Below are 12,201 nucleotides of genomic sequence, written 5' to 3'. Positions count from 1 at the left end.
TCCTTCCCCGCCTCTCTGGACGGGTCCTTAAAGGACGTCGATCTCCGGCTTGTGCGAGGAAATCGCACCGACAGTAGCAGGGGAGGTCAATCAGCCTTCCGGGTGGTGTGTCCATGGCCCCGACCAGGGGCGGAAGACCTTCTGCTTGACCTGGTGACAACTATGCGTAACCATTACTCTGAGTATTCGACTCGAGGAGTCCCCGCACCGGTCATCCGACCGGCGTGGGGGTGAGGAAACGGAGAACCACCAGATGGGCGATTACGCCAAGGCGCTCGGGGCCAAGCTCCGCGGGATCCGCCAGCAGCAGGGCCTTTCCCTGCACGGGGTCGAGCAGAAGTCGGGCGGCCGCTGGAAGGCCGTCGTCGTCGGCTCGTACGAGCGTGGCGATCGGGCCGTCACCGTCCAGAAGCTGGCCGAGCTGGCCGACTTCTACGGCGTGCCGGTGGTCGAACTGCTGCCGGAGGGCCGCGTGCCCTCGGGCGCCGAGCCCGCCACGAAGATCGTGATCAACCTGGAGCGGCTCCAGCAGCTGCCCGCGGAGAAGGTCGGCCCGCTCGCGCGGTACGCGGCGACGATCCAGAGCCAGCGCGGCGACTACAACGGCAAGGTGCTCTCGATCCGCACCGAGGACCTGCGATCACTGGCCATCATCTACGACATGACCCCCGGCGAGCTCACCGAGCAGCTGATCGACTGGGGCGTCCTGCCGCCAGAGGCCCGTCCGTCCAAAGAAGACTGATGTCCGGCAGCTGCCCGACGCGGTGAGCGTTTCCGGACCGGACACCGGAAACGCTCACCCCGCCTCGGGCATCTGCCGGGTGCATTTCGTGGCTGCGGACGGTGATCATCGACGCCCGCGCGGCCCGGTTTCCGGCGCCGCCCCCCGGCCCGCGCCGTTACCCGATCGGGCTAGACCACCCATACCCATCGTGATCCACCGGGTTCTCCGAACGGCCGCGGCTACAGGACCGCGCGGAGCCGGTCGGCGATCGTGCCGATGCGGCCCAGCACGCCGTTGACGAAGCGGGGCGAGTCGTCCGTGGAGAGTTCCTTGGCCAGGCCCACGGCCTCGTCGATGGCGACCGCGTCCGGCACGTCGGCCGACCACAGCATCTCGTAGACGCCCACGCGCAGCACCGCGAGGTCGACCGGCGGCATCCGGTCGAGGGTCCAGCCCTGCGAGTGCTCGGACAGCAGCTCGTCGATCTGCTCCCGCCGCGTGGTGACGCCCTCCACGACCGAGATCGTGTAGTCCGCGACCGGGTCGACCTCCACCGCGCCGACCCGGTCCGCCAGGAGCGTGACCGCGTCGGCGTCGCGCTGGGCGGCCTCGTACAGCATCTCGACCGCCCGGCGGCGGGCCTGCCGGCGGCTGATCGACCCGCCGCGATTCGGGTGCGGCGGCAGCTTCTCCGGCATCAGCTGGAGACGCGGCCGAGATAGCGGCCGTCGCGGGTGTCGACCTTGATCTTCTCGCCGGTGGAGAGGAACAGCGGGACCTGGATCTCCGCGCCGGTCTCCAGCGTGGCCGGCTTGGTGCCGCCGGTCGAGCGGTCGCCCTGCAGGCCCGGGTCGGTGTGCTGGATCAGGATCTCCACCGAGGTCGGCAGCTCGACGTACAGCGGCACCTCGTTGTGCACCGCGACCTGGACCTCGGTGTTCTCCAGCATGTAGTTGGCGTTGTCCGCCACGGTCTCGGACGGCACCGTGATCTGGTCGTAGGTGTCGGCGTCCATGAACACGAAGTCCTGGCCGTCCTTGTACAGGTAGGTCATGTTCCGGCGGTCCACGGTGGCCGTGTCGACCTTCGTGCCCGCGTTGAAGGTCTTGTCGACGACCTTCCCCGTCAGCACGTGCTTGAGGGTGGTGCGCACGAACGCGCCGCCCTTGCCCGGCTTGACGTGCTGGAACGCGGTGACGGTCCACAGCTGGCCCTCGAGGTTGAGGACGAGCCCGTTCTTCAGGTCGTTGGTGGTGGCCACGAGCTTTCGGTCTCCTGTGTCGATCTCTAGTCCGCGACCGCCGTTATCGGACGGCCACGAGGTCCTTGGTGCTCAGGGTGAGGAGTTCGGGCCCGGTGTCCCGCACGACGAGCGTGTCCTCGATGCGCACGCCACCGCGACCCGCGAGGTATACGCCGGGCTCGACGGTGACCGCCATACCGGCGGTCAGTGTACCGACGCCCGTGGTAGCGAAGCTGGGCGCCTCGTGCACCTCGAGGCCGACGCCGTGCCCGAGGCCGTGGGAGAACTCCTCCCCGCGGCCCGCGGCGACGATCACGGACCGGGCGGCGGCGTCCACTTCGGACACCACGGCGCCCGGCCGGACGGCCTCGGTGCCGGCCGCCTGCGCGCGGTGGACCAGGTCGTAGAGCTCGCGCTGCCAGTCCGCCGGCTCGCCCAGCACGAACGTGCGGGTCATGTCGGAGTGGTAGCCGTCGACGGTGGCGCCGAAGTCGAGCTTCACGAAGTCGCCCGTGCGCAGCTCGGTCCCGGTGGGCTGGTGGTGCGGGATGGCGGAGTTCGGCCCGGCGGCCACGATCGAGTCGAACGAGGGCCCGGACGAACCGTGCTCCAGCATCCGGTTCTCCAGGTCCCGGGCCACTTCCCGCTCGGTGCGCCCGGGCCGCAGCCCGCCGGCCGCGACCAGGTCGGCGAGCGCCCGGTCGGCGGCCGCGCAGGCCGCGCGCAGCGCCTCGACCTCCACCTCGTCCTTGACCACGCGCAGCTGCTCGACCAGCCCAGGCGTGCGGATCAGGTCCACGCTCTCGAACCGGACCTTCAGGACCTCGTGCTCCTCGACGCTGACGTACTGGCTCTCGAAGCCGGTCCGCCGGTGGTGGGCGCGGTCGTGCGCGGCGTGGCTCGCCAGCGCGCGGGCGCTCGCGCGCTCGATCACGCGCTCCAGGTCGGGCACCTCGGCCGCCGACTGCGTGGTGTAACGGCCGTCGGTGCAGAAGACCGTGCGCCCGTCGCCGCTCGCGTGCACGAGCAGCGCGGCGTTCGAGCCGGTGAACCCGGTCAGGTAGCGGATGTTGAGCAGGTCGGTGACCAGCAGCGCGTCGACCCCGGACTCGGTGAGCAGGGACCGCAGCGCGCCGCGCCGGTGAGCGTGGATTTCAGGCACCCGGCCAGCTTAGCCAGCGCGGCGGCGCGGCTGATGCGCCTTACGTAGGGTGACGCTCCGCGTCCGAGCCCGCACTCGCCCGGGCGGACCACACGGCGTTCACCCACCGGCACCTACACTCCGTCCATGCTGGGTGCCTGGTTGACGCGCGGGCTGGTCATGGCCGTGGTGCACGCCGCGGCGATGACGCTGCTCGCCAAGTGGTCCGTGTTCCACCCGACCGACCAGACCGTGATCACGTCGCTGACGCTCGCGGTGCTCGTCGGCGTCGCGGCGCTGTGGAGCGCGATCGACGGCTGGCGCGACCGGCCCGACCGCGGCCGCGCTTGGTTCATCGCGGCGCTGGTCACGGGCTTGGCGGGCGGCGTCCTGTACGTGATCGGGCGCGCGATCTTCGTCGACCAGACCGGCGTCGCGGAGCTGAAGTCGGCCCTCACCGGCGGCGCGGCGTTCTCCGCCCTGCTGGTACTGGTCCCGGCCGGGCTGGGCCTGTTCGTCGGCAGCCGGATCCGCCGCCCCCGCCGCACGGACGCCGGCGAAGACGAGGTGCTCGAACCGGACGAGTCCCGCCATCAGCGGAACGCGGGCGAGCTGGACCTGGGCGAGGCCGTGGCCGTCTCGGATCCGGGCTCCGACACGGCTTCCGGCTCGGACTCGGCGGACTCGCCCCCGAGCCACCGGGCCAAGCGCCGCAAGCCTTCCCCGGCCCGCCGCCCGCGCCCCGGCCCCGCCCCCGACGATTCCGGCGAAATGCCTGAGTCCTCCGCCAGCACCGACCCGGCCGAGCGGCGCGGCTCCCCCCGCCGCAGCCGCACTGGCTCCGGCAACTCCCACAGCCGCAAGGACTCCGGCAACCTCCGCGGCTCCGGCGAATCCGGCCACTCCGGCGACCTAGGCGAGGAAGCCGCGGACCCCGCCACCGGGCGGCAGTCCGGGGAGCTGGACCCGCCTTCGCCGGTCAGCCGCCCAGTGGCAGGCCGATCGCGTAGGCGTCCCACTGTCGCGGGTCGACCTCCGTCACCTCGGAGTCGTTGAGCTTGACCGAGCCGGTGTCGGGCAGGCCCCACCGCACGTTCTTGCCGAGCAGCACGCTGTAACCGCGGCCGTCGGCGTGCACCACGGTGGCGCCGGCGTGCAGGCGGGCCGTCACCGGGATGCCTTCGACGGGCGGCAGCGGCTCGTTCAGGACCTCGCCGGCGAGCGTCGCGGCCACCGAGCGGCGGTCGATCCGGATGCGCTGCCCGCGGCGGAACAGGTCCATCGTGCGTTCCGGGGACGGCATCGCGACGCCGTCGAAGGTGGTGGTGACGCGGTCGGCGTCCGCGCAGGCGCCGGAGCCGCGCACGTCGAGGCCGAAGTGCCGCAACGCGGTCGGGGCCCCGGATTCGCCGGTCACGGTCGCGCGGACGACGTCGAACGAGACCGTGCCGCAGGGGTCGGTGACCGAGGTCGGCGCGTGCCCGTCGGGGCGCCGGACCAGGCCGGGCCCCTCCTTCCAGGCGCCGGGGATCACGACGGGCGCGTATGGCTGCAGGGTGAAGTCGCGGTCCCAGAACGTCAGCGTGGTGCCCGCCGCGGTCTCGTGGGCGATGGCGAACGCGTCGAGCGCGCCGACCCACTCCAGGTCGGCGCTGAAGCCGTCCACCACCGAGCGCTCACGGGGCGCGCTCGTCGCGGAGACCGGCGCGAAACCCTTGTCCCCCAACGCTTCCACCCCGCTCCCGAACGCCGGGTCGTGCGAGCGGACGACAAACTGCCCGGCGCCGTTCCAGCCCGCCGCGCGGCCGGTGGTGTCGGTGAACAGGAGGTAGTACCAGCCGTCGAGGAACACCACGGACGGCTGGCCGGCGCCGTAGACGTTGTCGCGGTGCACGTCGTGCGAGGGCCCGAGGATCGGCTTGCCGCCCGCCGCCCGGGTCCAGTGGACGCCGTCGGTGCTGGTGGCGAGGCCGATCGCGTTGCCGAGCGCGTGGTCGCCCGCCGCGCCCGTGTAGTACAGGTAGTAGGTGGTGCCGACGCGCAGCACGGACGGGTCGCAGGTGTGCATGCCGTCGAAGTTGCCGGGCGCGCCCGACAGCACCGGGATGGGGACCCCGCCACCCGGTCCGGTGAACGGGCCGTCGGGGGTGGGCGCCTCGGCGTACAGGATGTCGTCGCCCGGCGGCCCCGCGGTGCCGTACTGGCTGCACCACCACAGGTGGGTCTTGCCGCCGTCGACCATCACCGTGGGGCCGTAGTTGTACACCGCGTCCTCGCCGCCCGCGGCGACGACGCCGGGGCTCTGCCGGGCCCCGCTGGGGACCAGCGCGACGTTCGCGGCCCGCGGCGGTTTCGGCTGCGCGACCGGCTTCCCGCCCGCGATGCCGCCGGGAGCGGGGCCGTCGGCCTGGGGTTGCGCGTAGCTGTCGCTGCACCCCGCGACAACGAGCCCCGCCAGCGACAGGGCGAGGAGGACACGCACGGGTCGCCGACCCCCAGGACGAAACGGGTGCACGATTGCCGAGTGTAGCCAGGCCTGCACCGGTCGGGTGACTCAACTCCCGCGTGGCGGACCCTCGACCGCGACCAGCTCCACTTCGAAGCCGTCCTCGTTCTCCAGGTAAGCCGCGTAATGCGCGTCCCCGCCGGCGTACGGGAACCGCTCGGCGAACAGCGGCTGCCAGCCGGGCCCGCCCTCGGCCAGCTCGTCGACCTCCACGCGGGTGCCGACGTGCAGCGCGAGGTGGTTGAGCCCCGGCCGGGTGCGCTCGTGGCTTGCGCCGGTCGTCGCGGGCGAGGCCTCGACCACGAGGTACGTGCCGCCGAGGCGCCAGCTGACGCCCGCGGGCCACCGCTGGAACTCCCGCCAGCCGAGCCGGCCCAGCAGCCAGCCCCAGGCGCGTTCGGCGCGGGCGAGGTCCGGCACCCACAACTCGATGTGGTGGGGCCGCCCGTGCTGGGACGGGAACGCGACGAGCACGCGGTGGGTGTCGCCGTAGTGGACGCCGCTGCCGACGTCCAGGAACCCGAGCCGGCCCGTCACGGCCAGGCTGGCGGCGTTGTCCTCGTGCACCAGCGCCCACACCGCGGGCAGCCCGAGGGTGCCGAGCCCGTGGTCGAGGACCGCGCGGGCCGCCTCGCCCGCCAGCCCTTGCCCGGCGTGCTTCACCGCCACGGCGTAACCCAGTTCGGTCACTCCGCCGGGCAGCGCGGTGGACGGCCGCAAATGCACGATTCCGACCACCTCGCCGTCCCGCTCGATGGCCCAGTGCCCCAATCCGGCGGGCCCGTCGTAGGCCAGCCGCCGCTCGATCATCTCCCGCGCCTGGGCAGGATCGGCCAGGTCGGCTTTGAGGAACCGGCTCATCTCCGGCACGGCGAACACCGCCATCACGGCCTCGGTGTCGGCCTCGGTCAGCGCGCGCAGCCGGAGCCGCGCGGTGGTGAGTTCGGGCGGGTTGTTCACGAAGCGTTCGCGGCGATCCAGCGCAGGGCGAGCGCGTACCCGTCCACGCCGAGCCCGGCGATCACGCCCGTCGCGATGTCGGAAAGCACGCTGTGGTGCCGGAATTCCTCGCGCTTGTGCACGTTCGAGATGTGCAGCTCGATCAGCGGCGCGGTGAGCTGCGCGGCGGCGTCCCGGACGGCGATCGAGTAGTGCGTCCAGGCGCCGGCGTTGAGGACGACCGGGTGACCGCCGTCGGCCGCCTCGTGCAGCCAGCCGACGAGTTCGCCCTCGTGGTCGGTCTGCCGGACCTCGACGTCGAGGCCCAGCTCGGCGCCGGTCTTCACGCACAGCGCCGCGAGGTCCTCGTGCGTGGTGGAGCCGTAGACGGACGGCTCGCGCTTGCCGAGGCGGCCGAGGTTGGGGCCGTTGAACACAAACGCCTTCACAGCAGCACACTCCCGCTGTTCTTGGGGGTGTCGTCGACGATCGCGGAGTACGCGGCCGCCAGCAGCGCCGGGTCCGGGCCCTCCAGGCGGCCGGGCTTCGCGAGCCCGTCGAGGACCACGAACCGGAGCACGCCGGAGCGGGTTTTCTTGTCGCCCTTCATGCTCTCGACGAGCTGCGGCAGCGCTTCGGCGTCGTACGTCGTCGGCAGGCCGAGCAGCTTCAGCACGGACGCGTGGCGCGCCGCCGTGGCGTCGTCGAGCCTTCCGGTGAGCCGGGAAAGCTCCGCGGCGAAGACGAGGCCGACGCTCACCGCCGCGCCGTGGCGCCAGCGGTAACGCTCGCGGCGCTCGATGGCGTGGCCCAGGGTGTGGCCGTAGTTGAGGATCTCGCGCAGGTCGGACTCTCGCAGGTCTGCGGCGACGACGTCAGCCTTCACCTGGATAGAGCGCCGCACCAGCTCGGCGAGCACGTCGCCGGACGCGTCGAGCGCGGCGGCCGGGTCCTGTTCGATCAGCTCGAGGATGCGCGGGTCGGCGATGAACCCGGTCTTGACCACCTCGGCCATGCCCGCGACCAGCTCGTTCGGCGGCAGCGTCTCCAGCGTGGCCAGGTCGGCGAACACGGCGGACGGCTCGTGGAACACGCCCACCAGGTTCTTGCCGGCCTCGGTGTTGATGCCGGTCTTGCCGCCGACGGCCGCGTCGACCATGCCCAGCAGCGTCGTCGGCACGTTGACCAGGCGCACGCCGCGCATCCAGGTGGCCGCGACGAACCCGGCCAGGTCGGTGACCGCGCCGCCGCCCAGTGCGACGACCACCCCGCGGCGGTCGAGCCCGATCCGGCCGAGCACCTCCCAGCAGAAGCTCGCGACGCCGAAGGCCTTGCCGTCCTCGGCGTCCGGGATCTCGACGCGGTGCGCGTCGAGGCCCGCGGCGGCCAGCTCTTCGCGGACGGCCTCGGCGGTGGTGGTGAGCGTCGGCGGGTGGATCAGCGCGATCTTCGACGCGTCGGCGAGCTGCGTGGTGAGCTCGCCGAGCAGGCCGCGGCCCACGACCACGTCGTACGGGCTCGCGGTGGCGACGCGGATCCGGACCGGTTCGGCCGGGTTCTCGGACACGGTTTTCCTCACTACTCCTGAAGCTCCGGGACGCCGGCGAGCGCGGCGGTCGTGGCCGCCACCACCTCGGCGGGCGTCCGCGTGTCGGTGTCGATCTCGACGGTCGCGACCTCCCGGTAGACCGGCAGGCGCGCGTCGAGCAGGGTTTTGAAGGTGGCGCGCGGGTTCACGCCCGCCAGCAGCGGCCGGGCCGTGGATAGGCCGGCTCGCTGGACCCCGGCGGCGAGGCCGACGTTCAGGAACACCACCGTGTGCTCCGCCAGCAGCGCGCGGGTCGACGGCGTGAGCGGGGCGCCGCCGCCGAGTGACAGGACGCCTTCGTGCTCCGCCAGCGCGGTGGCGACGGCCTCGGCTTCGAGCACCCGGAACGCCGGCTCGCCGTCCTCGGCGAAGATGTCCGAAATGGACCGTCCGGTGCGCGCGACGATGTCGTCGTCGGTGTCGCGGAACACCACGCCGAGCGCTTCGGCGAGCAGCGGGCCGACCGTGCTCTTGCCCGAGCCGGGCGGCCCGACGACCACCGCGCGGGGGCTCACCAGCGCTCCTCGAGCGCCTTCAGGTAGGCCTCGGCGTTGCGCTTGCTCTCGGCCAGCGAGTCGCCGCCGAACTTCTCCAGCGCGGCGTCGGCCAGCACCAGCGCGACCACCGACTCCAGCACCACGCCCGCGCGGGGCACGGCGCACACGTCGGAGCGCTGGTGGATGGCCACGGCGGGCTCGCCGGTCCGGACGTCTACAGTAGACAGTGCTTTCGGCACGGTGGAGATCGGCTTCATCGCGACGCGCACCCGCAGCGGCTCACCGTTGGTGATGCCGCCCTCCAGCCCGCCCGCGCGGTTGGACCGGCGGGTGACGCCGACCGGGCCGGTGCCGCGGTCGATCTCGTCGTGCGCCTGGCTGCCCCAGCGGCGGGCGGTGGTGAAGCCGTCGCCGACCTCGACGCCCTTCATGGCCTGCACGCCCATCAGGGCGCCGGCCAGTCGGGCGTCGAGCCTGCGGTCCCAGTGCACGTGCGAGCCGAGGCCCGGCGGCAGCCCGTAGGCGAGCACCTCGATCACGCCGCCGACGGTGTCCCCGGCCTTCCGGACGGCGTCCACCTCGGCGACCATCGCCTCGGTGCCCTCGGCCGAGAACGCCCGCACCGGGCTCTCGTCCACCGCGTCGAGGTCGCCCGGCTGCGGCAGCGGCCCCTCGGGCGCGTCCGCCCCGCCGATCGAGACGACGTGGCTCAGCACCTCCACGCCGAGCAGCTGGCGCAGGAAGTTCCGCGCCACCGTGCCCAGCGCCGTGCGCGAAGCGGTCTCGCGGGCGCTCGCGCGCTCGAGGACGGGGCGCGCCTCGTCGAAGCCGTACTTCTGCATGCCGGGCAGGTCGGCGTGCCCGGGCCGCGGCCGGGTCAGCGGCTCGTTGCGGGCCAGCCCGGCGAGCACCTCGGGGTCCACCGGGTCGGCCGCCATGACCTGCTCCCACTTGGGCCACTCGGCGTTCTCGATCTGCACCGCGATGGGGCCGCCCTGCGACAGCCCGTGGCGGACGCCGCCGAGGAACTGGACGTTGTCGGTCTCGAAGCCCATCCGCGGGCTGCGGCCGAACCCGAGCCGCCGCCGCGCGAGCTGCGCGGTGAGGTCCCCGGTGGTCACCTCCACCCCGGCGGGCAGGCCCTCGAGCACGGCGGCGAGGGCGGGTCCGTGTGATTCTCCTGCGGTGATCCAGCGCAACACCGGGTAATCCTGTCACGTCCCCCTGCCGGTCCGGGCGGGAACCCCTCAGCTCACGGCCACCCCCGATCCCGGCCCGGCGACCACCGCGCACAGCCAGGTGGCCAGCAGCAACGCCGGACCGTGCGGGACCCGGGCTGACCGCTGGGCGCGGGGGCGGCCGGCCCGCTGGGACGGATCCGCTGCCCTGGGCCGCGGGTCCACCGCGTGAGGATGCGGGCGAGGAACGGGTGACGGCTGATCGACGGCGCCAGCTGAGGCAGCGGCTGCGGTCGGCGAATGGGAGCAGGCGCTCAGGTGAGAACAAGTCGGCGAACGGGAGCAGACGCTCAGGTGAGAACAAGTCGGCGATTGCGGGCAACCAGTCGAGTGGGGGTCGGTGGTTCGGTGCGCCGGCCCGTCGCCCGGGTTCGGGTGGGGGGTGGCCGGGCTCTGGGGCCGCCGGGGCGAAGTGCGTAGGTGGGCGGCCGCGGCGAGGGTGGCGCTCAGTGCGCTGGCGGCGACCGCGGCGAAAGCCGGCGCGGGCCAGCCGACGGCGCCCAGAACTGCGCCGAGGCTGCCGGTGAGCTTCACGTCGCCCGCGCCGAGTTGGGTTGGGGCCAGGTGGCGGACCAGCAGGTGCGCGCCGCCGAACAGGAGGGCGCCGGTGAGGGCGGCGGTCAGCGTTTCCAGGCCGCCGCCGGACAGCGCGATGGCGAGGAGGGGGTACGCGGGCAGCGTCAGCACGTCCGGCAGCCGGCGGTGGCGGACGTCGGCCAGGGCCAGTGGGGCGCCGAGCACCGTGACGAGCCAGGCGACCGGCAGCCACCAGCCCGGCCAAGCACCCGCCTGCCATCGCCACGCGACGACTGCCGCCCCGGCCCCGGCGAGCATCGCCGTGGCGCTGAGCGGAATCGGCGCGCCGGCTCGGCGCACCAGTAGCCCCGCGGCCATCGCAGCGAGGGCGCCGGTCGCTACGACCAGCGCGAACAGTCCCCATTCCATGCCGACCACGCTGACAGGGAACGGCACTCGCGGGCAATCGAACGCTGTCGCGAAAGGTCCCCTCGCGACGCGTGGAGCGGCTTTTCACCCGACCGGGTAGCGGGATCAGGGGTTGGCGGGCGGCAAAGCTCGCGAGGACGTTCGACGCCCCCGGAACGCGTCACGACCGACGTCGCCACCGGCACCGGACGACCCGGATTCCCCTTGGCCAAGCCAAAACCGGCTCGACTGCCCAGGCCGGGCCCTGCTCGGGCAGCAAAGCCGGAACCCACACAGGCACCAAGCCGAACCCAAGGTCGAGAACCCGCCCGACAGTCCGGTCGCGGCGAGCCGGCCGCACGGCCGACGACCGGTGCGGCGACAGGCAAACTCCCCCATCACCCCCCGAACCCAGGCCCTCAGCGGGACACGGTCACCACCCGGCGGGACTGGAGGTCGCGGACCAGCAGGACGAGACCGAAGATCACGCAGAGCGCCTCGGTCACCACGCCCCAGTACTCGAACTGGCTGTTGAACTGGTCGTGCACCCCGAAGAACCCGACCGTCGTGGCCAGGAAGTACGACACCAGCGTCACGGCGCCGAAGCCGAACGCCAGCAGCGCCGGCAGCCAGTGCTTCCAGAACAGCACCGCGACGGCGATCACGACGCCCGCGACGCCGTTGAGCAGGAACAACGGGCCGACCACGGCGATGTCCGAGTAACCACTGCCCCAGTACAGGTAGAAGTGCACCAGCGCCGAGCCGACCAGCCCCACTGCGGCGATTACGCGGAACCACTTGTCCATGACCGAACCTCCACTCCGACCCACCCTGGATCCCTTCGGCAGGTACACGGACGGCGGGCCGATCCGGTTCACCGCGACGGGCGGGCGAACGAGATCCGCACAATCTCGTGAACCGGTGAACCGGACCGGCCTGGATCTCGTTGCCAGGGGTATGACTGCCGAACTGCACTCCCGCCGTTCCGTCCTCACCACCGGGGCCGCCGTGGCCGGTGCCGCCGTGGGCACCGTGGCCCTCGCCGCCTGTGGCGGCAGCCCGGGGGCGAGCGCCGAAGCGCCGAAGCCGGGCGGAAAGGTGATTGCGCTGGCCGAGGTGCCCGTGGGCCAGGCGAAATCCGCGAAGACCCCGGACGGCCAGGACGTGATCGTCGCCCAGCCCGCCGCGGGGACCGTCGCCTGCTTCAGCGCCGTCTGCACGCACCAGGGCTGCACCGTGAACCCGCCCAGCGGCGGCGAGCTGCGCTGCCCGTGCCACGGCTCGGTCTTCGACGCGCTCACCGGCGCCGTCAAGAACGGGCCCGCGGACAAGCCGTTGCCGAAGGTGAACGTGAAGGTCGAGAACGGACAGGTGACCACCGCCTGACCAGCCGAAGCACCC

13 protein-coding genes and 1 pseudogene are annotated in these 12,201 nt (G+C 72.9%); 3 read left to right on the top strand and 11 right to left on the bottom strand.

Annotation, left to right across the window (positions count from 1 at the left end; genetic code table 11):
• Positions 1–253 precede the first annotated feature (253 nt).
• Positions 254–742: a transcriptional regulator BldD gene (gene bldD / locus BMY97_RS21305; RefSeq protein WP_003096372.1), complete on the top strand. Its 489-nt coding sequence runs from the start codon at positions 254–256 to the stop codon at positions 740–742.
• A gap of 221 nt (positions 743–963) precedes the next feature.
• Here bldD and nusB read toward each other — a convergent pair whose 3' ends face one another.
• From nusB to BMY97_RS21290, 3 genes are read right to left on the bottom strand one after another with little or no spacing between them, the layout of a single operon-like run.
• A complete protein-coding gene (gene nusB / locus BMY97_RS21300; RefSeq protein WP_091618763.1) occupies positions 964–1,422 on the bottom strand; it encodes a transcription antitermination factor NusB in 459 nt (152 codons plus the stop codon).
• Positions 1,422–1,985 (bottom strand): elongation factor P, encoded by a 564-nt coding sequence (gene efp / locus BMY97_RS21295; RefSeq protein ID WP_091618762.1) that lies wholly within the window; start codon positions 1,983–1,985, stop codon positions 1,422–1,424. The genes nusB and efp overlap by 1 nt, the downstream gene beginning before the upstream one ends.
• Positions 1,986–2,028: 43 nt before the next feature.
• Positions 2,029–3,129, bottom strand: coding sequence for a M24 family metallopeptidase (locus BMY97_RS21290; protein WP_091618760.1), 1,101 nt, complete (start codon positions 3,127–3,129; stop codon positions 2,029–2,031).
• A gap of 126 nt (positions 3,130–3,255) precedes the next feature.
• Between BMY97_RS21290 and BMY97_RS21285 the strand changes: the two are divergent.
• Positions 3,256–3,693 (top strand): annotated as a pseudogene (locus tag BMY97_RS21285) (B-4DMT family transporter); the annotation flags it as partial.
• Between the two features lie 394 nt (positions 3,694–4,087).
• On the opposite strand, the gene BMY97_RS21280 reads toward BMY97_RS21285, so the two are convergent.
• From BMY97_RS21280 to BMY97_RS21245, 8 genes are all read right to left on the bottom strand, one after another.
• Positions 4,088–5,590: a glycoside hydrolase family protein gene (locus BMY97_RS21280; protein ID WP_091618758.1), complete on the bottom strand. Its 1,503-nt coding sequence runs from the start codon at positions 5,588–5,590 to the stop codon at positions 4,088–4,090.
• Positions 5,591–5,662: 72 nt separating this feature from the next.
• Positions 5,663–6,574, bottom strand: coding sequence for a GNAT family N-acetyltransferase (locus BMY97_RS21275; protein ID WP_091618756.1), 912 nt, complete (start codon positions 6,572–6,574; stop codon positions 5,663–5,665).
• A complete protein-coding gene (gene aroQ, locus BMY97_RS21270; protein WP_091618754.1) occupies positions 6,571–7,002 on the bottom strand; it encodes a type II 3-dehydroquinate dehydratase in 432 nt (143 codons plus the stop codon). Before aroQ ends, BMY97_RS21275 begins: the two co-directional genes overlap by 4 nt.
• Positions 6,999–8,120, bottom strand: coding sequence for a 3-dehydroquinate synthase (gene aroB, locus BMY97_RS21265; protein ID WP_091618752.1), 1,122 nt, complete (start codon positions 8,118–8,120; stop codon positions 6,999–7,001). Before aroB ends, aroQ begins: the two co-directional genes overlap by 4 nt.
• Before the next feature lie 11 nt (positions 8,121–8,131).
• A complete protein-coding gene (locus tag BMY97_RS21260) occupies positions 8,132–8,656 on the bottom strand; it encodes a shikimate kinase (RefSeq protein ID WP_177231467.1) in 525 nt (174 codons plus the stop codon).
• Complete coding sequence (aroC, locus tag BMY97_RS21255) at positions 8,653–9,840, bottom strand: chorismate synthase (protein WP_091618750.1); 1,188 nt, start codon at positions 9,838–9,840, stop codon at positions 8,653–8,655. Before aroC ends, BMY97_RS21260 begins: the two co-directional genes overlap by 4 nt.
• 45 nt (positions 9,841–9,885) lie before the next feature.
• Complete coding sequence (locus BMY97_RS21250) at positions 9,886–10,821, bottom strand: prepilin peptidase (RefSeq protein ID WP_091619155.1); 936 nt, start codon at positions 10,819–10,821, stop codon at positions 9,886–9,888.
• Positions 10,822–11,219: 398 nt separating this feature from the next.
• Positions 11,220–11,606 carry a hypothetical protein gene (locus tag BMY97_RS21245; protein ID WP_091618748.1) on the bottom strand — a complete coding sequence of 129 codons (387 nt, stop codon included), beginning with the start codon at positions 11,604–11,606 and terminating at the stop codon, positions 11,220–11,222.
• A gap of 151 nt (positions 11,607–11,757) precedes the next feature.
• On the opposite strand from BMY97_RS21245, the gene BMY97_RS21240 reads away from it, so the two are divergent.
• The gene (locus tag BMY97_RS21240) at positions 11,758–12,186 is read left to right on the top strand and encodes a Rieske (2Fe-2S) protein (protein ID WP_091618746.1); all 429 of its coding nucleotides are present in this window, start codon (positions 11,758–11,760) and stop codon (positions 12,184–12,186) included.
• The last annotated feature ends 15 nt before the right edge of the window (positions 12,187–12,201 follow it).

The sequence above is a fragment of the Amycolatopsis saalfeldensis genome (assembly GCF_900110575.1).
Taxonomy (GTDB): domain Bacteria; phylum Actinomycetota; class Actinomycetes; order Mycobacteriales; family Pseudonocardiaceae; genus Amycolatopsis; species Amycolatopsis saalfeldensis.
Note: the sequence above shows the minus strand (reverse complement) of the source record. Positions and strands in the feature narration are given on the sequence as shown.

What these genes read in the sequence shown, in the direction of transcription:
- BMY97_RS21240 (WP_091618746.1), top strand. Translation starts at nt 11,758, where the DNA reads ATGACTGCCGAACTGCACTCCCGCCGTTCCGTCCTCACCACCGGGGCC.
- nusB (WP_091618763.1), bottom strand. Translation starts at nt 1,422, where the DNA reads ATGCCGGAGAAGCTGCCGCCGCACCCGAATCGCGGCGGGTCGATCAGC.
- BMY97_RS21250 (WP_091619155.1), bottom strand. Translation starts at nt 10,821, where the DNA reads ATGGAATGGGGACTGTTCGCGCTGGTCGTAGCGACCGGCGCCCTCGCT.
- bldD (WP_003096372.1), top strand. Translation starts at nt 254, where the DNA reads ATGGGCGATTACGCCAAGGCGCTCGGGGCCAAGCTCCGCGGGATCCGC.
- BMY97_RS21245 (WP_091618748.1), bottom strand. Translation starts at nt 11,606, where the DNA reads ATGGACAAGTGGTTCCGCGTAATCGCCGCAGTGGGGCTGGTCGGCTCG.